18 protein-coding genes are annotated in these 22468 nt (G+C 65.1%); 9 read left to right on the forward strand and 9 right to left on the reverse strand.

Annotation, left to right across the window (positions count from 1 at the left end):
* The first annotated feature begins 59 nt into the window (after window positions 1-59).
* The 7 genes from WN73_RS36685 (at window position 60) to WN73_RS36715 (ending at window position 8571) form a co-directional block, all read left to right on the forward strand.
* On the forward strand, window positions 60-1217 hold the full coding sequence (locus WN73_RS36685) for an iron-containing alcohol dehydrogenase (RefSeq protein ID WP_028172665.1): 1158 nt from the start codon (window positions 60-62) through the stop codon (window positions 1215-1217).
* Between the two features lie 18 nt (window positions 1218-1235).
* On the forward strand, window positions 1236-2786 hold the full coding sequence (locus tag WN73_RS36690) for an AMP-binding protein (protein ID WP_028172664.1): 1551 nt from the start codon (window positions 1236-1238) through the stop codon (window positions 2784-2786).
* 318 nt (window positions 2787-3104) lie between these two features.
* The gene (locus tag WN73_RS36695) at window positions 3105-4703 is read left to right on the forward strand and encodes an ABC transporter substrate-binding protein (RefSeq protein ID WP_028172663.1); all 1599 of its coding nucleotides are present in this window, start codon (window positions 3105-3107) and stop codon (window positions 4701-4703) included.
* A gap of 30 nt (window positions 4704-4733) precedes the next feature.
* On the forward strand, window positions 4734-5681 hold the full coding sequence (locus tag WN73_RS36700) for an ABC transporter permease (RefSeq protein ID WP_011083812.1): 948 nt from the start codon (window positions 4734-4736) through the stop codon (window positions 5679-5681).
* A gap of 9 nt (window positions 5682-5690) precedes the next feature.
* Complete coding sequence (locus tag WN73_RS36705) at window positions 5691-6584, forward strand: ABC transporter permease (protein ID WP_028172662.1); 894 nt, start codon at window positions 5691-5693, stop codon at window positions 6582-6584.
* Complete coding sequence (locus tag WN73_RS36710; protein WP_271557107.1) at window positions 6584-7588, forward strand: ABC transporter ATP-binding protein; 1005 nt, start codon at window positions 6584-6586, stop codon at window positions 7586-7588. Before WN73_RS36705 ends, WN73_RS36710 begins: the two co-directional genes overlap by 1 nt.
* Window positions 7585-8571, forward strand: coding sequence for an ABC transporter ATP-binding protein (locus tag WN73_RS36715; protein ID WP_161532955.1), 987 nt, complete (start codon window positions 7585-7587; stop codon window positions 8569-8571). Before WN73_RS36710 ends, WN73_RS36715 begins: the two co-directional genes overlap by 4 nt.
* Here the strand turns inward: WN73_RS36715 and WN73_RS36720 are convergent.
* The 8 genes from WN73_RS36720 to WN73_RS36755 form a co-directional block, all read right to left on the reverse strand.
* Entirely contained in the window at window positions 8543-9376 is an 834-nt protein-coding gene (locus WN73_RS36720; protein ID WP_271557110.1) for a hypothetical protein, read from the reverse strand. The genes WN73_RS36715 and WN73_RS36720 overlap by 29 nt on opposite strands.
* A gap of 243 nt (window positions 9377-9619) precedes the next feature.
* Window positions 9620-11596, reverse strand: coding sequence for an acetyl/propionyl/methylcrotonyl-CoA carboxylase subunit alpha (locus WN73_RS36725; RefSeq protein ID WP_271557112.1), 1977 nt, complete (start codon window positions 11594-11596; stop codon window positions 9620-9622).
* The gene (locus WN73_RS36730; RefSeq protein ID WP_028172657.1) at window positions 11593-13209 is read right to left on the reverse strand and encodes an acyl-CoA carboxylase subunit beta; all 1617 of its coding nucleotides are present in this window, start codon (window positions 13207-13209) and stop codon (window positions 11593-11595) included. Before WN73_RS36730 ends, WN73_RS36725 begins: the two co-directional genes overlap by 4 nt.
* 120 nt (window positions 13210-13329) lie before the next feature.
* Entirely contained in the window at window positions 13330-14196 is an 867-nt protein-coding gene (locus tag WN73_RS36735) for a 3-keto-5-aminohexanoate cleavage protein (RefSeq protein ID WP_011083805.1), read from the reverse strand.
* A gap of 219 nt (window positions 14197-14415) precedes the next feature.
* Window positions 14416-15216, reverse strand: a complete 801-nt coding sequence (locus tag WN73_RS36740; RefSeq protein WP_011083804.1) for a helix-turn-helix domain-containing protein — start codon at window positions 15214-15216, stop codon at window positions 14416-14418.
* 186 nt (window positions 15217-15402) lie between these two features.
* On the reverse strand, window positions 15403-16059 hold the full coding sequence (locus WN73_RS36745; protein ID WP_011083803.1) for a glutathione S-transferase family protein: 657 nt from the start codon (window positions 16057-16059) through the stop codon (window positions 15403-15405).
* Complete coding sequence (locus WN73_RS36750) at window positions 16056-17222, reverse strand: acyl-CoA dehydrogenase family protein (RefSeq protein ID WP_038965217.1); 1167 nt, start codon at window positions 17220-17222, stop codon at window positions 16056-16058. The genes WN73_RS36745 and WN73_RS36750 overlap by 4 nt, the downstream gene beginning before the upstream one ends.
* A gap of 118 nt (window positions 17223-17340) precedes the next feature.
* The gene (locus WN73_RS36755; protein WP_271557116.1) at window positions 17341-18477 is read right to left on the reverse strand and encodes an acyl-CoA dehydrogenase family protein; all 1137 of its coding nucleotides are present in this window, start codon (window positions 18475-18477) and stop codon (window positions 17341-17343) included.
* Between the two features lie 264 nt (window positions 18478-18741).
* Here WN73_RS36755 and WN73_RS36760 point away from each other — a divergent pair, with 264 nt between their 5' ends.
* The gene (locus WN73_RS36760) at window positions 18742-20292 is read left to right on the forward strand and encodes an acyl-CoA synthetase (protein ID WP_271557118.1); all 1551 of its coding nucleotides are present in this window, start codon (window positions 18742-18744) and stop codon (window positions 20290-20292) included.
* Window positions 20293-20368: 76 nt separating this feature from the next.
* The gene (locus WN73_RS36765; RefSeq protein ID WP_271557120.1) at window positions 20369-21592 is read left to right on the forward strand and encodes an ABC transporter substrate-binding protein; all 1224 of its coding nucleotides are present in this window, start codon (window positions 20369-20371) and stop codon (window positions 21590-21592) included.
* Between the two features lie 90 nt (window positions 21593-21682).
* On the opposite strand, the gene WN73_RS36770 is transcribed toward WN73_RS36765, so the two are convergent.
* Window positions 21683-22444, reverse strand: a complete 762-nt coding sequence (locus tag WN73_RS36770; RefSeq protein WP_271557122.1) for a helix-turn-helix transcriptional regulator — start codon at window positions 22442-22444, stop codon at window positions 21683-21685.
* Window positions 22445-22468 lie beyond the last annotated feature (24 nt).

Genomic DNA, 22468 nt, shown 5'->3' on the forward strand with positions numbered 1-22468 from the left:
GGGCAGGCTCGGCTAGATTACCTCTACAAGAACAAGACGAATTGTCCGGGAGGACAGACGTGCACCAGGGACGTGTCGTTTACGGCGCGATCGAGGAGGTCGTCTTCGGCCATCCTGCGGCAGGCGCCATCGTCGCGCAGATGGACCGGCTGGGGACGCGCCGTGCCTTCCTGATGGTCTCCGGCACGCTGAACCGGCAGACCGACGAAATCGAGAAGATCAGACAGGCGCTCGGCGCACGCTGTGCGGGCGTGTTCGACGCCATGCCGGCGCACACGCCGCGCGAGGCGGTGATCGCCGCCGCCAATGCGGCCCGCGAGGTGGGCGCCGACCTGATCGTCACGGTCGGCGGCGGCTCGATCACCGACGGCGCCAAGGCGGTGCAGCTCTGCCTTGCCAACGGCATCGACGATGTCGACGGCATCGAGCGCATCCGCGTGCACAAGGGCGTCGCGCCGGAGATGAACGCGCCGACCGTACGACAGATCAGCGTGCCGACGACCATTGCCGGCGGCGAGTTCAGCGCGATCGCGGGCGTGACCGACCGCAGCACGCATGTGAAACAGATGCTGCGGCATCCGCTCACGGTGCCGCGCGCGACCATCCTCGATCCCGCCATCACCGTGCACACGCCGGAATGGCTGTTCCTGTCCACCGGCATCCGCGCCGTGGACCATTGCGTCGAGGCGATCTGCTCGCGCGAGACGCACCCTTATGCCGACGCGCAATCGGTCAAGGGCCTCGCCATGCTCGCCGACGCGCTGCCGCGGGTGAAGGCCGATCCTGCCGACCTCGACGCACGAATGGATGCGCAGATCGGCACCTGGCTGTCGATGGGCGCGCTTGCGGCCGGCGTGCCGATGGGCGCGAGCCATGGCATCGGTTACGTGCTGGGTGCGGCCTTCGACGTGCCGCATGGCTACACCTCCTGCATCATGCTGCCGGCGGTAATGCGCTGGAATGCGCGCGACAATGCCGAGCGCCAGATGATCGTGGCCGCCGCCATGGGCTTTCCCGGCCACAACAACGCCGCCGACGTGCTGGACGCCTTCATCCGCTCGCTCGGCATGCCGCGCAGCCTCGCGGAGGTGCACGTGTCGCCCGAGCATTTCGACGCCATCGCCGAGCAGGCGATGCGCACGCCCTGGGTGCCGCGCAACCCGCGCAGGATCGACGGCCCCGCGCAGTTGCGCGAAATCCTGCTTCTCGCCGCATAATCTCAAGCCGGAGGATCGATGTACACTGGTCTCCATGCCCGCCTGCGCCCGCTCCAGCCCGCCTTCATCATGGCGGCGACCGGCGAGACCGTCACCTATCGTGAGCTCGAGGCGCGCAGCAACCGCCTGGCGCACCTGTTCCGCAAGCACGGTTTGAAGCGGCTCGATCACTATTCGATCTTCATGGAGAACAATTCGCGCTATCTCGAGGCCTGCGGCGCCGGTGAGCGGTCCGGGCTGTACTACACCTGCATCAACTCCTTCCTCACGCCCGGCGAGCTCGCCTATCTCCTGGTCAACAGCCAGTCCAAAATCCTGATCACCTCCGTGGCGAAGCTCGACATCGCGCGCGAGGCGATCCAGGCCTGCCCCGACATCAGGCTCTGTGTCGTCGCCGACGGTCCCGGCGAGAGTGACCGCATCGTCGGACTTGCCGAAGTGACCGCCGGTCTGCCGAAGACCCCGATTGCGGATGAGTGGCTCGGCACCGCGATGCTCTATTCATCCGGCACGACAGGGCGGCCGAAGGGCATCCTGCGGCCGCTGCCGGAGGAGCCGCCGAAACACAATCTGCCGCTGTTCGATTTCCTGACGAAGCTCTGGCACTACCGCGAGGGCATGGTCTATCTGTCGCCGGCGCCGCTCTATCACTCCGCGCCGCAAGCCGCCGTGAACCTCACGATCCGCATGGGCGGCACCGTGATCATCATGGAGAGCTTCGATCCCGAGCGTTACCTCCAGCTCGTCGAGCGATGGGGTATCACGCACACCCAGCTGGTGCCGACGATGTTCTCGCGCATGCTGAAGCTGCCGGAAGAGGTGCGAAAGCGCTACGACCTGTCTTCGCTCGAGATCGCGATCCATGCCGCGGCGCCCTGCCCGGCCCTGGTCAAGGACGACATCATCAAATGGTGGGGGCCGATCATCCACGAATATTACGGCGCCACCGAGGGCCTCGGCTTCACCGCCTGCAACAGCGAGGAGTGGCTTAGCCATCGCGGCACCGTCGGCAAGGTGCTGCTGGGCGACCTCCACATTCTCGATGAGAACATGCGGGAATGCCCGACCGGCACGCCGGGCCAGGTGTGGTTCAAGACCGCCTCGCCGTTCGAATATTTCAACGATCCGGAGAAGACGAAAGAGGCGCGCTCGGCCGACGGCAGCATGAGCACGGTCGGCGACGTCGGCTATGTCGATGCCGATCGCTTCCTCTACCTCACCGACCGCGCGACCTTCATGATCATCTCCGGCGGCGTGAACATCTATCCGCAGGAATGCGAAAATCTGCTGATCACCCACCCGAAGGTTGCGGACGCCGCCGTGTTCGGCGTGCCCAATCCCGATCTCGGCGAAGAGGTGAAGGCGGTGGTGCAGCCGATGCCGGGCGTGGTGCCGGGCGAGGCGCTTGCCGAGGAGCTGATCGCCTTCTGCGGCCAATCGCTGTCGCGGCAGAAGGTGCCGCGCTCGGTCGATTTCGAGAAGGAATTGCCGCGGCTGCCGACGGGGAAGCTGTACAAGCGGCTGCTGCGCGACCGGTACTGGGGGAACAAGTCGTCGCGGATTGTGTGAGCGGTTTTGGGCAATCCTGCGCCACACATTCAGTGTCGTCCTGGCGAAGGCCAGGACCCATACCGCGTGATCTCGCGATTGTTGTAGGTCGCAATACCGGACGACGATCTTCGCCAAACACCTCCCTGGGGTAATGGGTCCTGGCTTTCGCCAGGACGACGCCGGGGGAACTCTTTCATTGTGAAAGAGTGAGACCTGCGGCCTTCCGTCATCCGAATTGTCGAGAGCGCCGCCACCCTTGCCGGTTGCCTCGCTGCGCGCGCGTCGCTATCGTCGCTTCAACAGGCCGCAAAAGGCTGTTGTCCAGGGAGGACGAGGATGCGGAGCGTGCGGGCGCTTGCCGCGACGGCGGCGCTATCTTTGCTGGCGTTTTCGACCATCGCATTGGCCGGCGGGCCCAAGCAGGGCGGAATCCTGCGGATGTATCACCGCGACAGCCCCGGCAATGCCTCGATCCATGAAGGCGCGACCTACTCGCTCAACGTTCCCTTCATGCCTGTGTTCAACAACCTCGTCATCTACAAGCAGGACGTGGCGCAGAACAGCATGGACACCATCGTCCCCGAGCTCGCGGAGAGCTGGGCATGGGTGAACGACAACAAGACACTGACCTTCAAGCTGCGCCCGGGCGTCAAATGGCACGACGGCAAGCCGTTCACCTCTGCGGACGTCAAATGCACCTTCGACATGCTGATGGGCAAATCGCAGCAGAAGTTCCGGCAGAACCCGCGCAAGACCTGGTACGACCAGGTCAACGACATCTCGACCAACGGCGATCTCGAGGTCTCCTTCAACCTGAAGCGGCCGCAGCCTTCGCTGCTGGCGCTGCTCGCCTCGGGCTATACGCCGGTCTATCCCTGCCATGTCTCGCCCGGCGACATGCGTACGCACCCGATCGGCACCGGCCCGTTCAAGTTCGTCGAGTTCAAGGCCAATGAATCGATCAAGCTGACCCGCAATCCCGACTATTGGCGCGAGGGCCGGCCCTATCTCGACGGCATCGAGCTCACCATCATTCCGAACCGCTCGACCGCCATCCTCGCCTTCGTCGCCGGCAAGTTCGACATGACCTTCCCGACGGAGGTGAGCATTCCGCTGCTCAAGGACGTGAAATCCCAGGCGCCGAACGCGGTCTGCGTGGTCGAACCCAACAATGTCGCGACCAACATCATCGTCAACTCCTCCTCGCCGCCGTTCGACAACATCGACATCCGCCGCGCCATGGCGCTGGCGCTCGACCGCAAGGCCTTCATCTCGATCATGTTCGAGGGCCAGGGCGATGTCGGCGGCACCATGCTGCCGCAGCCGAACGGGCTGTGGGGCATGCCGAAGGAGATGCTCGAGACCATTCCGGGCTATGGCCCCGATGTGAACGCCAACCGCGAGGAAGCCAAGAAGCTGATGCAGAAGGCCGGCTACGGCCCGGACAAGCACCTCGCCGTCAAGATCTCCACCCGCAACATTCCGGTCTACCGCGATCCCGCGGTGATCCTGATCGACCAGCTCAAGAGCATCTATATCGACGGCGAGCTCGACGTGGTCGAGACCGCGAACTGGTTTCCGAAGATCGCGCGCAAGGACTACATGCTCGGGCTCAACCTGACCGGCAACGCGGTCGACGATCCCGACCAGTCGTTCTACGAGAATTATTCCTGCGGTTCCGAACGCAATTACACCAACTACTGCAACAAGGAGATCGAGAAGCTGTTCGACGTGCAGTCGCAGGAGACCGATATCGCCAAACGCAAGAAGCTGGTGTGGGACATCGACAAGAAGTTGCAGGAGGACGTCGCGCGCCCGATCATCTTCCACGCGCGCACCGGCAGTTGCTGGCAGCCCTATGTCAAGGGCGTGACGGTGATGTCGAACAGCTCCTATAATGGATACCGGTACGAAGACGTTTGGATGGACAAGTAGCGCGCTAACGGTTCGACGGGAGGGCGCGGGATGTTTGCCTATCTGGTACGGCGCCTGTTCCTGATGCTCGTGACCCTGTTCGGGATCTCGGTCGTCATCTTCTTCCTGCTGCGCATCGTGCCCGGCAACATCGTCGACATCCTGTTCGCCGCGGCCGGCTATGTCGATCCCGCCGACAAGGCCAATCTGGAGAAGGAGCTCGGCATCGACCAGCCGCTGGTGGTGCAATATTGGCACTGGATCAGCGGCTTCCTGCGCGGCGATTTCGGCTACTCCTATGTCTCGGAGAAACCGGCGCTTCAGGAGATCCTGCCGCGGATCCCGATCACGGCGCGGCTCGCCGGCCTGGCACTGCTGTTCTCGGCGTCGATCGGGATTCCCTTGGGCGTCATCAGCGCGGTGAAGCAGGGAACGCGGCTCGACTACGCGCTGCGTGTCGTCAGTCTTTCCGGCCTGTCGCTGCCGTCATTCTGGCTGGGGCTGCTGGTCCTCACGGCATCGGTGGCGATGTTCGGCCAGATGCCGCTCTTCAATCCGAACCCCCAGAGTTTTGGGGAGGCGGTTGCAACCTATTGCATCCCGGCGATGGTGGTCGGATTCCGCAGTTCGGCGCTGACCATGCGCATCACCCGCTCCTCGATGCTGGAGGTGCTGCGGCAGGATTACATCCGCACCGCGCGCGCCAAGGGCGCGTCCGACGCCGCGGTGAACTACCAGCATGCGCTGAAGAACGCGATCCTGCCCGTTATCACCGTGATCGGGATCGAGGCCGCGTTCCTGATCGGCGGCCTGATCGTCACCGAGACCGTGTTCAACATCCCCGGCGTCGCACGCTTCCTGGTCGAGGCGATCCGCTGGCGCGATTATCCGATCGTGCAGAACCTCGTGATGCTGATCGCCGTGGTGGTGGTCAGCGCGAATTTCATCGTCGACATGCTGTATGCGGTGTTCGACCCGCGTATCCGGTACACGGACTAGGAGAGCCGATTGGCCACGATCGACTATGATCTCGAACTCAGGCGCGCCGGCATGCATGCGACCGGGGGCTGGCGGCGCGTGCTGTTTCTGGCGCAGCGGCATGTGCTCGGCGCTGCGGGGCTCGTCATCATGACGGCGTTCGTGCTGACCGCAATCTTTGCCGATTTCATTGCACGCTATGACCCCCTGACGATCGACGCCGCCCGTGCGCTGGCCCGCCCGAGCCTGGCGCACTGGATGGGGACGGATTCCTTCGGCCGCGACGTCTTCAGCCGCATCATTCATGGCTCGCGGATCTCGCTTGCCGTCGGCATCGGCTCGACCGCGCTCGGCGGCACGATCGGCGTGATCGTCGGGCTGACGTCCGGTTATCTCTCCGGCTGGGTCGATCTGGTGTTCCAGCGTGTCTCCGACGTCCTCCAGGCGCTTCCATTGCTGGTCCTGGCGTTGATCATGACCGCCGCACTCGGTCCGTCCTTGCCGAACGTCATCATCGCCATTGCCATTCCGCTGATCCCGACCGTGTCGCGTGTCGTCCGCGCCAACACGCTGGCGCTGCGCGAGCTGCCCTTTATCGAAGCTGCCAAGTCGATCGGCATGAGCGAGGTGCGCATCGCGCTCCGCCACGTGCTGCCGAACACGCTGGCGCCGCTGATCGTGCTGGCGACCGCCCAGCTCGGCTCGACGATCCTGACCGAAGCCTCGCTCTCCTTCCTCGGCCTCGGCATTCCCGAGCCTTATCCGTCCTGGGGCCGCATGCTGTCGGAATCCGCTGCCGAATATGCCCGCACCGCGCCGTGGCTGGTGATCTTCCCGGGGATCGCGATCAGCCTCGCCGTGTTCGGCGCCAATCTGTTCGGCGACGCCCTGCGCGACATCCTCGATCCCCGGCAGCGCGGCTGATGGCTGATAAATCCGATCTCGTGCTCGAAGTGAAGAACCTGAAGACGGTGTTCTTCACGAACTCCGGTCTCTTCAAGGCCGTCGATGATGTTTCCTTCACCGTCAGGCGCGGCGAGACGCTGGCGATCGTCGGCGAGTCCGGCTGCGGCAAGAGCGTCACCGCGCTGTCGCTGATGCGGCTGGTGCCCGATCCGCCCGGCCGCATCGTCGGCGGGTCGGTCTCGCTCGAAGGCACCGATTTGTTGACGCTGGACGAAGCGGAGATGCGCGCCGTCAGGGGCAACCGCATCTCCATGATCTTCCAGGAGCCGATGACGTCGCTCAATCCCGTCATGCGGATCGGCGACCAGATCGTCGAGGCCGTGCGGCTGCACCGGGTGACGTCGGCCAAAGAAGCCCGGAACATCGCAGTCGAGATGCTGCGGCTGGTACGGATTCCAGAGCCGGCACGGCGCGCGCAGGAATATCCGCACCAGTTGTCGGGCGGCATGCGTCAGCGCGCGATGATCGCGATGGCGCTGGCCTGCCGGCCGGCGCTGCTGATCGCGGACGAGCCGACCACTGCGCTGGATGTCACCATCCAGGCGCAGATCCTGGCGCTGATCCTCGACCTCCAGAAGGAGCTCGGCACCGGGCTCGTTCTCATCACGCATGATCTCGGCGTCGTCGCGCAGACCGCGCAGCGCGTGATCGTGATGTATGCGGGCAGGAAGGTCGAGGAAGCCAGCGTCGAGGCGTTGTTCGCCGATCCCAGACACCCCTATACGCGCGGGCTGATGGCCTCGATTCCGTCGGTGCCGGCGTCCGGCGCCGCGACGCAGGCGCGGCTCAACGAAATTCCCGGCACCGTGCCGTCGCTGGTGCGGCTGCCGTCAGGCTGCGCTTTTGCGCCGCGCTGCAAGCTCGCGATCAAGCGCTGCGAGGAGTACCCGCCATTGCAGGATTGGGGCGGCGGCCATCTCGCCGCCTGCTGGCGCGCGGCTGACGTCGCGGAGGTCGCATGACCGAAGCGCTGCTCGAGGTCACCGACCTTAGGAAGCACTACCCGGTGCGCGCCGGCGTGTTGCGCCGGCAGGTCGGCACCGTGCACGCGGTGGACGGCGTCTCGTTCACGGTTGGTGTCGGCGAAACATTGGGGCTGGTCGGCGAGTCCGGCTGCGGCAAGTCGACGGTGGCGCGCAGCGTGCTGCGGCTGGTCGAACCGACCTCGGGCCAGATCCGTCTCGAGGGCGAGGACATCACGCATCTTTCCAAGGCGGCGCTGCGCCCGCACCGTCGCTCGATGCAGATCGTGTTCCAGGACCCCTTTGCTTCGCTCAATCCGCGCATGACCGCGGGCGACATTGTCGGAGAGCCGCTGGCCGTGCACGGGCTCGCGAGCGGCAAGGAGCTGGAAGCGCGGACTGCAAGGCTGTTCGAGCAGGTCGGCCTGCGGCCCGACCAGATGCGCAACTTTCCGCATCAATTCTCCGGCGGCCAGCGCCAGCGCATCTGCATCGCACGGGCGCTCGCGCTGGGGCCGCGCCTGATCGTCTGCGACGAGCCGGTCTCCGCGCTCGACGTCTCGATCCAGGCGCAGGTGATCAATCTGCTGATCGACCTGCAACGCCAGCACGGCTTCTCCTATCTCTTCATCGCGCACGACCTCGCCGTGGTCGCCCATATCAGCCACCGCGTCGCGGTGATGTATCTCGGCCGCATCGTCGAGATCGCCGCCAAGGACGAGCTGTTCAGGAACCCCCGCCATCCCTACACGCAGGCCCTGCTCGCCTCGGTGCCGATCGCCAACCCGCTCGCGAAGAAGCTCGCGCCGCTGGTCGACGGCGACGTGCCGAGCCCGGTCAATCCGCCATCCGGCTGCGCGTTTCACACGCGCTGCCGGTTCGCGATGGACCGGTGCAGGACGGAGCGGCCGGCGCTATTAGATGCGGGCGACGGGCACCAGGTGGCGTGTTTGCTCAATGACGGGACTGGGCGGAGCCAATAGCAACAGGCGCCAACGCCCGGATCACCGGCCACGCCGCCAGCGCAGCAGCCAGATGCTTGAGTGTGTGGCCCGAGACGATGTGCCCTGTCGCTTCGAAAACGGCCTCGTCGCCGAGCTCGAAAAGCTTGGCCAGCACATAAAAGAAAATCACGCCGCCGAGCGGCACGCCAAGCGCACCAGGCAGGGGCCGTGTCAGCGCCAGTCCCACGGCCAACGCCATGCCGCCGAACTGCACGACCACCCATGGCGTGAGGTTCTCGCGTGCCACCCAGGCCGCGAGCAGGCCCGCAACCATCATCAGCACCAGCACCGCCTCGCCTGCGCGCACGCTGATGCGCTCGCTGGCCGCGATGCCCAGGAATCCTGCGAACGCCACCGCCATGCCGAGACGATCAGCCACGAGCCGTTGCGGCATGTCGGGGTCCAGATGATAGAAGCCCGAGCCTAAGCAAGTGAGGATCAGTCCCACAAAAAACCAGCTTGCTCCCACGGGGGCATCATGGCGGGCGCGCAGCCGCTCCGAGCCCCAGACGCCCATCGCGAGGAAGGCGAGATTGCTCAGTACGTCGCCGGCGTTGGGCACGCCGAGCCAGGAGCGGGCGTCGACGAAATGCGGGATGTGCCACGCGCCGGGGGGCAGAGTCGGCGCCAGCAGCGCCGCCAGGGCCAGAACGAAGAGCGCGCCGATCAGGTATTTTTCGCGAACTGTAGGTGCGGCGAACCGACGGGGCGTTGAGGGGAACGTGACATTGGGCTTTTGAGCGTGGTCATGTGCGCACAACATGGGAGCTCCGTATTTGAACAATGTTCAGTATTGGTAATCCACTAATGAACATTGTTCAATCTGAATCGCGCGATCGATGCAAGTTTCTAACATCTCCTTGAAATTATTTATGATTCCATACGAGATGGAGGCCAGCAACCCGCAGCGAGTTGAGTTCGGGGCAGCATCTCCGTCGTCATTGCGAGCGCAGCGAAGCAATCCAGACTGCCGCCGCGGAAAGATTCTGGATCGCTTCGCTGCGCTCGCAACGACGAGTTTGCCGCGCTAGCCCGCCCCGATCTCCGCCACGATCCTGCCCGTCGTGACCTGCTCACCCTCGGTGACGTCGATCGCGGCGACCACGCCGTCGATGCCGGCCTTGTGGACGTGCTCCATTTTCATCGCTTCCAGCGTCAGCACCGGCTGGCCGGCGGCGACGCGGTCGCCCGGCTTGACCAGGACGGCGACGACACGGCCGTTCATGGCGGCGCGGACTTTTCCGTCGCCGCCGTTGGTTGCCGCCGCCTTTGGCGCAGCGAGAGTGAAGTCGGTCACCGCGAGCGGAAAGCCGCGATGCTGGAGATAGAGCCGATCGCCATCGCGCAGGAATTTGGCGCTGTCCATCATGCCGTCGTGACGGAAGCGGATCGCGTCAGGATCGAGCTGATCAATTTCGAACTTGTCCTGCCGGCCGTCGGTGGCGACGGTGTACCCACCATCCCGCTCTCGCGTAACTTCGAGTTCGCGCGCCTGGCCGGCGATCTCGATTTTCGCAGGAAGCGGAAACGTTGCCGACAGGCTCCGGCCGCCCCGCCACGACGGCGCGCGCGGATTTGTGACGTAGAGCAGCAGGCCTGCCAGCGCCGTGCCGAACGCCGCGTCCGCCGGGGGAGCCAGCAGCTCGTCGCGATGCGCGCCGATGAACGCCGTCGTCGCCTCGCCCCTGGCAAAGCCGGGATGACGCAGGCAGGACATCAGGAAGGCCTGATTGGTGGTCACGCCGAAGGCGGTGAGCTGCTCCAGGCCGACGATCAGCCGCCCCCTCGCCTCCTCGCGTGTCGCGCCGTGGCTAATCACCTTGGCGATCATGGAATCGTAGAACGGCGGGATCTCCGAGCCCGATTGCAGCGCGTGCTCGACGCGGATGCCATCCGGCACCTGCCAGCGCGCCATGCGGCCGGATTGCGGCATGAAGTCCTGCGCGGCATCTTCCGAGCAGAGCCGCACCTCGATGGCGTGACCTGCGAAGCGGATGTCCTGCTGCTTTACCGGCAATTGCTCGCCGCGCGCGACGTGCAGCTGCAGCTCGACGAGATCGAGCCCCGTGATCGCCTCGGTCACGGGATGCTCGACCTGGAGACGGGTGTTCATCTCCATGAAGTAGAACTCCCCGCTCGCATCGAGCAGGAATTCCAGCGTGCCGGCGCCCTCGTAACGCAATGCCTTCACCGCGGCGACGGCGACCTCGCCCATTCTCGCACGCAGCTCCGGCGTGACGGCCGGCGACGGCGCTTCCTCGACCAGCTTCTGGTGCCGCCGCTGCACGGAGCAGTCACGCTCGCCGAGATGAATGGCGTTGCCGTGGCTGTCGCCGAACACCTGGATTTCGATATGGCGTGGATTCTGGATCGCGCGTTCGAGGATGACCGTGGCATCGCCGAACGCGGCTTTCGCCTCCGACCGCGCGCTGCGCAGCGCGTCGGGGAAGGATGCAGCATCGGTCACGAGCCGCATGCCGCGGCCACCACCGCCGGCCACCGCCTTGATCATCACGGGAAAACCGATCTTCCTGGCCTCCGCGAGCATGACCTCGTCGCCTTGCTCAAGGCCCTGATAGCCGGGCACGCAGGGCACACCGGCCTTCCGCATGATCTCCTTGGCGCCGGCCTTGTTGCCCATCGCCTCGATCGCCTGGGGCGATGGGCCGATGAAGACGAGACCGGCGTCCTTGCAGGCCTGCGCAAAGTCCTCGTTCTCGGCGAGGAAACCGTAGCCGGGATGGACGGCATCCGCGCCGCTGGCTTTCGCCGCGGCAATGATCGCGGGGATGTTGAGATAGGATTGCGCCGGCAGCGCCTCGCCGATGCGCACGGCCTGATCGGCCTGCCGCACATGGAGCGCATCGCGATCCGCGTCGGAATAGACCGCGACGACGCCGAGGCCAAGCTTGCGCGCGCTGCGCATCACCCGCAACGCGATCTCGCCGCGGTTGGCGATCAGGACCTTGAAGAACGGCCGGTGCTGCACTGATCCGTTCCTCATGGCCGGGCCACCGAAAACTGCATGCGCTGGGGCCTGCGTGCGTCGCCTTCGCGGCAGATCGCGAGCACTTCGGAGAGGACCGCCCGGGTGTCGCGCGGATCGATCACGCCGTCGTCGAGCACGCGCGCGCTGGTCGAGAACACGTCCATCTGACCATCGAACACGCCGACGATCTGCGCCTTCATCGCATCGAGCTTGTCCTTCTCGATCGGCTTGCCGCGCCGCGCGGCGGCGGCTTCCGTCACGATGGCCATGGTCTCGGCGGCCTGCTCGCCGCCCATCACCGCCGTCTTGGCGTTCGGCCAGGAGAAGCAGAAGCGCGGATGGAAGCCGCGCCCGCACATGCCGTAATTGCCGGCGCCGAACGAGGCGCCGCAATAGATGGTGATCTGCGGCACCGTCGCCGACGTCACCGCCTGGATCATCTTGGAGCCGTGCTTGATCATGCCGGCTTCCTCATAGGCCTTGCCGACCATGTAGCCGGTGGTGTTGTTGAGATAGAGCAGCGGCGTGCGGGTCTGACAGCAAGCCTGGATGAAATGCGTTGCCTTGTTGGCGCCGGCAGGATCGAGCGGGCCGTTGTTGGTGATGATGCCGATGGCCTGGCCCTCGATGCGGGCATGGCCGCAGACGGTGGCCGGGCCGTAATTCGGCGCCATCTCGGTGAAGTCGGAATCATCGATGATGCGGGCAATCACTTGCTTCATGTCCACGGGGCGCTTGTGGTCCATCGGCATGATACCGAGCAGCTCGTCCTGGTCGTAGCGCGGCGGCTTGAATTGCGGAGCAGCTCCGTCCGGCCGCTCCCATTCCAGCGCCGCCATGATCTCGCGTGCGATGCGCAGCGCGTCGCGATCGTCCTCGGCGAGATAGTCGCCGAGGCCGGAGACCTGGGTGTGCATCTCGGCGCCGCCAAGCTCTTCCTCGGTCGCGATCTCGCCGGTTGCGGCTTTCAGCAGTGGCGGACCTGCGAGGAAGGCACGGGTGCGGCCGCGCACCATGACGATGTAGTCGGACAGGCCCGTTTGATAAGCGCCGCCCGCGGTGGACGAGCCGTGCGTCACCGTGACGACCGGGAGACCCGCCGCCGAGAGCCGCGCCAGGTTGCGAAAGATATTGCCGCCGCGAACAAAATCCTCGACGCGGTAGCGCAAGAGATTGGCGCCGGCGCTTTCGACCAGCTGCACGTAGGGTAGCTTGTTCTCCAGCGCGAGCTCCTGCACCCGCAGCGTCTTGTCGAGGCCGAACGGCTGCAGCGCGCCGGCGTCGATGCCGGAATCGCTGGCGCTGACCATGCAGCGGATGCCCGAGACGAAGCCGATGCCGGCGATGACGCCGCCGCCCGGCACGCTCTTGTTCGGATCGGGCACGTCGAACATGTAGCCGGCGAGCGTCGACAGCTCGATGAAGGGCGCGCCAGGATCGAGCACCAGCGCGACGCGCTCGCGCGGCAGCAGCTGGCCGCGCTTGTGAAAGCGGTCCTTTGCCGCGGCCGATGCGGCACGCGTGCGCTCTTCCAGCGCGCGCATGCGGTCGATCAAACCCAGCATGCCGTCGCGGTTGGCGTGGTAGGCCGCGCTGCCGGGGGAAATGGTGTTTTCGAGAATGGACATTAATGCTCCTTCCCGTCATTCCGGGGCGCGCGTAGCGCGAGCCCGGAATCCATATTCCCGATCGTGGTTATGGATTCCGGGCCTGGCCCTTCGGGCCATCCCGGAATGACGGAGTGTGGCTTACCGATTCGTCCCAAAGATCTTCCGCGCCTCGGCGGGGCTTGCGATCTCGCGGCCGGCGCGGCGGGCACAGGCGGCGACGGCTTCGATGAGCTGGCCGTTCGACGTCACCTTCGTGCCGTCGGCGAGATAGAAGGTGTCTTCGAGGCCGGTGCGCAGGTGACCGCCGAGCTCGGCGCAGCGCTGGTGCAGCGGCCAGATCTCCTCGCGGCCGATCGCCGTGACCTGCCAATGCGCCTCCGGACGCTTCAGCTTGATCAGGATCGGCAACAGGTCGGGATCCGACGGCATGCCGGAGGCGACGCCCATCACGAAGTTATATTCGAGCGGGCCCTTGTACATGCCGACCTGGGTGTACATGCCGACGCAGCGGACGATGCCGACATCGAAGCATTCGAACTCGGGGATGGTGCCGACCGCGTTCATGACGTCGAGATAGTCCTTCACCTTCTCGACGGCGTTGTCGAACATCATCGGCGGCCAGGCCCAGGTGTTGTCGGCCTTCACTTTCAAATAGTTCAGCGAGCCGGCGTTGCAGGCGGCGATCTCCGGTTTCGTCTCACGGATGCAGTCGAGCGCGCCGCTATAGTTCGGCCCCGACACGCCCGAGGTGTGGTTGATGATCACGCCCGGGCAGGCTTCGCGGATCGCCTGCTGGATCTCCTTGCTGACGCCGACCTCCCAGGACGGCAGGTGCCCCTTGTTCGGCGCCTGCTGACGCAGATGGATGTGCATGATGCTGGCGCCGGCATCGAACGCAGCCCTGGCCTCGCGCGCCATCTGCTCCGGCGTCACCGGCACGTTGTGCTGCTTGGGGTCGGTGAGCACGCCATTCAGCGCGCAGGTGATGACGGCCTTGTCGCTCATGCCTTGACGCTCATGACTTGGATGTCTCGCACGTTGAGAATTCAACGCTTGCGATCATGTGACGCGCGGCATGCGGCTTCTTGCGCGGAGAAGCTGGAAAATAGCGAGTTGTAGGTGCGTAGGGTGGGCAAAGGCGCTCTTGCGCCGTGCCCACCACGTCTTGGTATTCGGTGAAAATGGTGGGCACGCTTTCGCTTTGCCCACCCTACGAGAGCGAGCCTAGCTCGCTTCCGCGAGCCTCACCGTCTCGGTGCTGCGATAGATCGCAAGATCGCGCGAGCCGACGAAGATCGCGCGCGGCTTCAAGCCGTAGAAGCGGCGGATCGAGTGGCTGAAATGCGTGCTATCGGGATAACCGATGTCCTGCGCGAGATGGGCGAGGTTGAGGTCCTGGTTGGCGAAATGCAGCAAGTGCCGCGCGCGCTTCCAGGCGCGGAAGGAGCGGAACGAGATGCCGGTCTCCTCCTTGAACAGATGCAGGAAGCGCGAGGCGGAAAGACCTGCTTCTGCCGCGCAAGTATCCGCCGTCACCGGCTCGCCGGAGAAGCGCCCGATGCGCGCGACCGCGCGCATCACCCGCGGGTCGAGCACGCGGCGCGGCAGCGCCTCGCCGAAGCACATCTCGTCGAATTCGGCGGTGGTGATGTCGCCGTAGCGGCGCTGGCGCAGCAGCGCGTAGGCGGCGAGGATCTTGCGGGCATAGACGGCCCGGTCCGGTCCGGTCAGCCGCTCGGCCAAAGCCTCGATCACGCCATCCGGCATGCTTTCGGGCTCGAGCGTCACGCTGATTGCAGTGCGGTAGTCGCCGGCAATGGAATGCCGCTGGTTCGGCAGGGTGACGAACAGCTCGGCGGTGGCGAGGACATCGTCGATCGTCAGGTGCAGGTTGCCCTTGACCGCCACATAGACATGGCAGCAGCCGGGGGTCCGCTTGCGTGGGCGGCCGAGCAGGCCGGCATAAAACACCCGTTCCGGCGTGATCAGCATCAGATGGTCGGATTCGCGACCGTTATCTTCCATTGGGGTCCTCCTCGCGCGGCTCTCTGGCCGCTGCGGACGAAGATCACCTTAGCGCAAATTTGAGCGCTGTCACGAAGGGATAGCGCTGTCAGGGAAACATGCGCAGTCGTTCCGGGGCGGTCCGTTGGACCGAACCCGGAACCTCGAGATTCTATGCTTCGCATCGGCCCGGAATGACAGCGTCCCTTACGCCCTTACCCGCGGCGCGACATTCTGCTCGACACCAGCCTTCTGCTCCGCAGCAACGGCGCGCTTGAAGCCCTCGCGCTGCTGCAATCGCGCCCAATAGGCTGCGACGTTTGGCCCGAAATCCTTGGCGAGCCCGATGTTGTCGGCGAGGCGGAGCGCGTAGCCGATCACGATGTCGGCGGCGGTGAAGCGGCCGGCGCACAAGGTTTCGGCATTCGCGGTCGCTGCCTCAACGGCGCGCAGCCGGCCCAGGAACCATTTGGCATAGTCGCCGGCGACCTGCGGATTGCGGCGCTCCTCCGGCTCGAGCTGGGTGTAGCGGAGCACCAGCGTCTGCGGGAAGGTTAACGTGGCATCGCTGAAATACATCCAGTTCAGGAACGCGCCATAGGCGGGATCCTCGACGTCCACCATCAGCGGCGTCGGGGCGTATCTGGTGCCGAGGTAGTGGCAGATGCCCGAGGACTCCGTCATCTTCGTCTCGCCGTCGATCATGAAGGGAATCGTGCCGAGCGGGTTGAGCGCGAGATACTCCTTGGCGAACACCCGCGGCGGGAACGGCAGCATCTTCAACTCGTACGGCAGCCCCATCTCCTCCAGCATCCAGAGCGGACGGAACGAGCGTGCGGCATCGCAGTGATAGAGCGTGATCATGATGCATTCCCTTTACTGCCGGGCAGCGTGCCCATCATCTTGCACAGGACCATCAGCATGACCTCGTCGGCGCCGCCGCCGATCGAGGTCAGACGGCTGTCGCGATAGGCACGGCTGACCGGCGTCTCGTTGGTAAAGCCCATTCCGCCCCAATATTGCAAGCAGGCGTCGGTGAGCTCCCGGCCGAGCCGGCCGGCCTTCAACTTGGCCATGGTCGCGAGCCTGGTCACGTCCTCACCCGCCACCAGCGCCTCACCGGCGCGATAGATCAGTGCGCGCAGCAGCTCGACCTCGGTCTGCATCTCCGCGAGCTTGAAGTGCACGACCTGGTTGTCGAGGATGCTCTGGCCAAAAGCCTTGCGGTTGCGGGTGTATTCGATGGTCTCGTTGATGATGTATTCGTGCGCCTTGAGGCAGGCGGCCGCGCCCCACAGCCGCTCCTCCTGGAACTGGATCATCTGGTAGGTAAAACCCTTGCCCTCCTCGCCGATCCGGTTGCGCTTGGGCACGCGGACATTGTCGAAGAATATCTGCGCGGTGTCGGACGAGCGCATGCCCATCTTGTCGAGCTTGCGGGCGACCGTGACGCCCTTGGCCTTCATGGGCACGCAGATCAGCGACTTGTTGCGGTGAACGGGCCCGTCGCCGGTGTTGGCGAGCAGGCAGATCCAGTCGGCCTGGGTGCCGTTGGTGATCCACATCTTGCCGCCATTGATGACATAGTCGTCGCCGTCGGAGCGCGCAGCGGTCTTGATCGAGGCGACGTCGGAGCCGGCGCCGGGCTCGGAGACGCCGATGCAGGCGACGAAATCACCCGCAATCGAGGGCGCCAGGAATTCGCGCCGCACCTCGTCGGAGCCGAACCGCGCCAGCGCCGGCGTCGCCATGTCGGTCTGCACCCCGATCGCCATCGGCACGCCGCCGCAGGTGATGGCCCCGAGTTCCTCCGCCATCATCAGCGCATAGGAATAGTCGAGCCCCGAGCCGCCGAATTCGACCGGCTTGTTCAATCCGAGGAAGCCGAGGCTGCCCATCTTCTTGAACAGCGCGTGCGCGGGGAAGATATCGGCCTTCTCCCATTTGTCGACGTGCGGATTGATCTCGTTCGCGATGAATTTTTGCAGGGAGCGGCGGATGTCGTCGTGGTCGGCGGTGAATAGCATTTCTTTCCCTTCGTCATTCCGGGGCGCGCGAAGCGCGAACCCGGAATCCAGAGATGAGTCCTACAATATCGAGATTCCGGGTTCGACGCTTCGCGCCGCCCCGGAATGACGGCGAAGGTCACAGCCCCATCTGCCGCGACGCCAGATCCTTCATGATCTCCTCGGTACCGCCGCCGATGGCGTTGACCTTGACCTCGCGGTAGATGCGCTCGGCCTTGATGCCGCGCATGAAGCCGGCGCCGCCGAATATCTGCACGGCTTCCGAGGCGCAGAACGCCATGGTCTGCGTTGCCTGGTTCTTCATCATGCAGATTTCGGCGACCGGACTTTCGCCCTGCTCCAGGCGCCAGGCCAACATCTCCAGCATCGCCTGCGAGGCCGCGACCTTCTGCGCCATGTCGACGATCTTGTGCCTGATGACCTGGTGCTGGGCGAGCGGCTTGCCGAAGGTCTTGCGTTCCTTGGCGTAGGCAATCGCCTCGTCGAGGCAGACGCGTGCGAAGGCGGTGCAGCCCGCCGCCATACCCATGCGCTCGCTGTTGAAATTCTGCATGATGATCTTGAAGCCCTGGCCCTCCTCGCCGATCAGATTTTCGGCCGGCACGCGGCAGTCGTCGAAATGCAGCGTCGCGGTGTCGGAGGCCCACCAGCCCATCTTCTTCAGTTTTGTCCTGGACAGGCCGGGCGTGTCGCCCGCGATCAGGAGCAGGCTGACGCCGCCGGCGCCCTCGCCGCCCGTACGCACGGCGACGGTCAGATAATCGGCGCGCATGCCCGAGGTGATGAAGGTCTTCTCGCCGCTCACGACGTAGTGATCGCCGTCCCGCCGCGCCCGCGTGCGAAGGTTTGCAACGTCCGAGCCGCCGCCCGGCTCGGTGATCGCGAGCGCGGAGATCTTCTCGCCTGCCAGCACCTGCGGCAGCACGCGCGCCTTCACCTCCGGCCGCGCCGCACGCGCGATCGGCGGCGAGCCGATGGTGTGGCTCATCAGGCTGGCGCTGACGCCGCCGGCGCCGGCCTGCGCCAGCTCCTGGCTCGCCACGATCTTCATGAACTGGTCGGCGGCAATCCCGCCGTATTCCTCGGGGAATCCGAGCCCCAACAGGCCGATCTCCGCCGCCTTGCGATAGAGCGCGCGGGGAAATTCGCCGGCCTCGTCCCATTCATGGGCGAAGGGCGAGATCTCCTTCTCGACAAAGCGGCGCATCACGTCGCGGAAGGCATCGTGCTCGGCGGCATAGAACGGGTTCTTCATCGCACTCTCGCCTCGCGGACGGATTCGTCTCATCCACCATGGCTGGAACCTGGGCAGCTCACTTGCGCGGAGTGGCTGGCCCGGTAAGGCCATTCAGCAGGCCATCACCTAGCAACTCAACGCAAGACGATTTTCGCCCCTCGCGCGCCAACTCCAAATCAAAAAAGACGTGTTGCACAAACTCCGGCTGGCCCCAGGGCCACGCCGGGCATGGTGCACGGCAACAGGGATACAGGCGGCACAAGACCGCCGAGGGAGGGTTTTTTGGCCGTTCGTTACTACGACTGGATCGCCCATCATGGCCGCCGCACGCCTGGCAAGGTCGCGGTCATCGACCTCGCGAGCGAGCGCCGCTTCACCTATTCGCAGCTGGATGCGAGGGTCTCGCGTCTCGCCTCGTTCCTGTGTCACACGCTGAAGGTCTCGCGCGGCGAACGCGTCGCGGTGCTGGCGCTGAACACGACCGATACGCTGGAGGTGCAGTTTGCCTGCGGGCGGTTAGGTGCGATCTTCGTGCCACTGAACACACGCCTCACCGTTCCCGAGCTCCAGTTCATCACCGCCGACTGCGCGCCGAAGGTGATGATCCATGATGCCGACCTCGCCGAGACGGCGCTGAGCGTCGCCAAGCTCTGCGGCGTCACAACCAGCCTGCTGCTCGGCCCCGGCGGGGCCTACGAGGCCGGCATCGCCGCCGCAAAGCCGCTCGACCGGATCGAGGAGGTCACACTCGATGACGTCTCGACCATCATGTACACGTCCGGCACCACGGGTCATCCGAAGGGCGCGACCATCACCCACGGCATGACGTTCTGGAATTGCGTCAATCTCGGCGGTCCCGCCTGCATCGGGCCGGCCTCGGTGCTGCTCACCGTGCTGCCGCTGTTCCATACCGGCGGGCTGAATTGCTACACCAATCCGGTGCTGCATGCCGGCGGCACCGTGATGATCATGCGGGCCTTCGATCCCGGCACGGCGCTCGGCCTGATCAACGATCCCGCGCAGGGCATCAACGTGTTCTTCGGCGTCCCCGCGATCTACCAGTTCATGGCGCAGCATCCCGCCTTCGCGACGACCGACCTTACCCGGCTGATCGTCGGCGGTGTCGGCGGCGCGCCAATGCCGGTGCCGCTGCTGAAGGTCTGGGAGGCGCGCGGCGTCGCACTCCAGCAGGGCTATGGCATGACCGAGACCTCGCCGGCCGTGCTGGTGCTCGACCGCGAGGATGCGGCGCGCAAGGCCGGCTCCGCCGGCAAGCCGGTGCTGCACACGGAGGTGCGGATCGTGCGACCCGACGGCAGCGACGCCGATGTCGGCGAGCTTGGCGAGCTCTGGGTGAAGGGACCAAACATCACGCCCGGCTACTGGAACAGGCCGGAGGCGAACAAATCCTCCTTCACCGACGGCTGGCTCCACACCGGCGATGCGACGCGAATCGACGAGGAAGGCTTCTACTACATCGTCGACCGCTGGAAGGACATGTACATCTCCGGCGGCGAGAACGTCTATCCGGCCGAGGTTGAGAACGTCCTGCACCAGCTTGGCGCCATCGCCGAAGCCGCCGTGATCGGCATTCCCGATCCGCAATGGGGCGAGGTGGGCCTTGCCATCGTCGCGGTCAAGCCGGGACAAAGGCTGACGGAGACCGACGTCTTCGCACATTGCGCGGCCAATCTCGCGCGCTTCAAATGCCCACGCCAAATTCGCTTCGTCGATGCGCTGCCGCGCAACGCCACCGGCAAGATCCACAAGCCGACCTTGCGCAAGGAATTCTCGGCGGCCTCCGAAGTCGACAAGAAAGTCGCCAACGCCTGACCAAAGCGCCCCTCTCGCGGGCGCTTTTTCCTTTTGTAGTGCCTGCTCCGACCCACAAGAAACCCAAGGAATTTCCATGAAAAACAAGAAACGCGTCCTGCTCGCGGCGGCTACGGCCCTGACATTGCTCTCGGTTCAAGGGGCTTACGCACAGAAGAGGTACGATACCGGCGCCTCCGACACCGAGATCAAGATCGGCAATGTCGAGGCCTATTCCGGCCCCGCCTCCGCTTACGGCGTCATCGGCAAGACCGAGGAAGCCTATTTCAAGATGATCAACGACCAGGGCGGCATCAACGGCCGCAAGATCAACTGGATCTCCTATGATGACGGCTACTCGCCGCCCAAGACCGTGGAGCAGGTCCGCAAGCTGATCGAGAGCGACGAAGTGTTCCTGGTGTTCAACGCGCTCGGCACGCCGACCCAGACCGCGGTGCAGAAATATCACAACGCCAAGAAGATCCCGCAGCTCTTCCTCGCCACCGGTGCCAGCAAGTGGAACGACCCGCAGAATTTCCCGTGGACCATGGGCTTCCAGCCGAGCTACCGGGTCGAGGCGCGGATCTTCGCCAAGTACATCCTGAAGGAGAAGCCGGACGCGAAGGTCGCGATCTTCTATGCCAACGACGATTTCGGCAAGGACTACGTCGCCGGCATCAAGGACGTGTTCGGCGACAAGGCATCGAAGCTGATCGTGGCCGAAGAGAGTTACGAGACCTCGGAGCCATCGATCGACTCGCACATCGTCAAGCTCAAGGGCACCGGCGCGGACGTCTTCGTGAACATCTCGACCCCGAAATTCGCGGCGCAAGCCATCAAGAAGATCGCGGAGCTGGAATGGAAGCCGATGCACCTGATGACGGATGTCTCGGTGTCCATCGGCGCGGTGATGAAGCCCGCCGGCCTCGAAGCCTCCGAGGGCGTGTTATCGGCCGGTTATCTGAAGGACGCGTCGGATCCGCAATGGAAGGACGACGAGGGCATGAAGAAGTTCATCGCCTTCATCGACAAATACATGCCCGGCGCAAACATCTCGGACGCCAATCTGGTCTACGGCTATGCCGCGGCCCAGACGATGGTGCAGGTGCTGAAGCAGGCGGGCGACAATCTCACCCGCGAGAACGTGATGAAGCAGGCCGCCAGCCTGAAGGACTTCGCCCCCGATACGCTGATCCCGGGGATCAAGATCAACACCTCGCCCACCGACTTCGCGCCGATCGAACAGCTCAAGATGTGGCGGTTCAAGAACGGCCAGTGGGAACTGTTCGGCCCCATCATCAGCGCGGAGCCGAGCGGCTAGTTCTCGGCGAACCGTCCGAGCATGGGGGGTGGTGGCCGCGAGGCCGCCATCTCCTTGTCCGCGGATCTCCAGGGTGAACCGAGGGCGAACCTATGCCGGCAAGAACAGCGCGAACGGCTCTTCCACCGTGCGGCGCAGGTGTTTTCGGTACAGCTCATAGTTGGCGTCGCCGGGCGCGACCCGTCCCAAGGACGGCGTCGGAACGTTCCTGAGCGGCACGTAGGCGATCGGTGCTGCAATCGGCGTCAGCTGCGAGCCGGGACCGGCGCGGAGCGTCGAGATGATGCCGTACATCTCGCCGGCGACCGTCGGCCGCGACACCGTGATCACGCGATGCTGGCCGTGCTTGATGATGACGAGATAGATGAAGCCGGACTGATGCGGCACGGCGACCTCGCCGGTGTGCTCATAGGCGGCATCGGTCCGATCGCCCTCGCGGAAGACCAGCGACGAGACCTTCGGCTCCCACAAGATTTCGGTGCGGTAGGCGAAGATCGCGTCCTTGTCGCCGAACGACGGCCGCAGCGTGATGTAGACATCCTCGAGCCAGGTCACCGCGCGATGCGCATAGGAGCCGAGGCTGTCGGGCGCGACATCGTTCGCGGCCGGAGGCGCCACGACGACGACGCTCTTGCGCAAGGACACGCCTAGGGCCTGCTCCAGCCGGACCGTCGTCGCCAGCGTGAACGGCCGGCGGCCGCCGAGCACCTTCTCCAGCGTCGACAGGCTGAGCTTGGCCTGCTCGGCCAGCGCCTGCCGGGAGATCCGGCGCCTGGCGAGCTCCTCGCGAATGGTCTCCGCGATCTCGCGGCTCTGCTCGTCCGAAAGCTGCTTGTCGCCCTGCGTCTGCATCGTCACCCCTGCCTTGGGAGCACC

Source organism: Bradyrhizobium sp. CCBAU 45394 (assembly GCF_028128655.1).
GTDB classification, from domain to species: Bacteria; Pseudomonadota; Alphaproteobacteria; order Rhizobiales; family Xanthobacteraceae; genus Bradyrhizobium; species Bradyrhizobium diazoefficiens.

Excerpts from the sequence above, each read along its gene's own strand:
- WN73_RS36690 (WP_028172664.1), top strand. The coding sequence starts at position 1,236 with ATGTACACTGGTCTCCATGCCCGCCTGCGCCCGCTCCAGCCCGCCTTC.
- WN73_RS36695 (WP_028172663.1), top strand. The coding sequence starts at position 3,105 with ATGCGGAGCGTGCGGGCGCTTGCCGCGACGGCGGCGCTATCTTTGCTG.
- WN73_RS36700 (WP_011083812.1), top strand. The coding sequence starts at position 4,734 with ATGTTTGCCTATCTGGTACGGCGCCTGTTCCTGATGCTCGTGACCCTG.
- WN73_RS36710 (WP_271557107.1), top strand. The coding sequence starts at position 6,584 with ATGGCTGATAAATCCGATCTCGTGCTCGAAGTGAAGAACCTGAAGACG.
- WN73_RS36715 (WP_161532955.1), top strand. The coding sequence starts at position 7,585 with ATGACCGAAGCGCTGCTCGAGGTCACCGACCTTAGGAAGCACTACCCG.
- WN73_RS36725 (WP_271557112.1), bottom strand. The coding sequence starts at position 11,596 with ATGAGGAACGGATCAGTGCAGCACCGGCCGTTCTTCAAGGTCCTGATC.
- WN73_RS36730 (WP_028172657.1), bottom strand. The coding sequence starts at position 13,209 with ATGTCCATTCTCGAAAACACCATTTCCCCCGGCAGCGCGGCCTACCAC.
- WN73_RS36735 (WP_011083805.1), bottom strand. The coding sequence starts at position 14,196 with ATGAGCGACAAGGCCGTCATCACCTGCGCGCTGAATGGCGTGCTCACC.
- WN73_RS36740 (WP_011083804.1), bottom strand. The coding sequence starts at position 15,216 with ATGGAAGATAACGGTCGCGAATCCGACCATCTGATGCTGATCACGCCG.
- WN73_RS36745 (WP_011083803.1), bottom strand. The coding sequence starts at position 16,059 with ATGATCACGCTCTATCACTGCGATGCCGCACGCTCGTTCCGTCCGCTC.
- WN73_RS36750 (WP_038965217.1), bottom strand. The coding sequence starts at position 17,222 with ATGCTATTCACCGCCGACCACGACGACATCCGCCGCTCCCTGCAAAAA.
- WN73_RS36755 (WP_271557116.1), bottom strand. The coding sequence starts at position 18,477 with ATGAAGAACCCGTTCTATGCCGCCGAGCACGATGCCTTCCGCGACGTG.
- WN73_RS36765 (WP_271557120.1), top strand. The coding sequence starts at position 20,369 with ATGAAAAACAAGAAACGCGTCCTGCTCGCGGCGGCTACGGCCCTGACA.
- WN73_RS36770 (WP_271557122.1), bottom strand. The coding sequence starts at position 22,444 with ATGCAGACGCAGGGCGACAAGCAGCTTTCGGACGAGCAGAGCCGCGAG.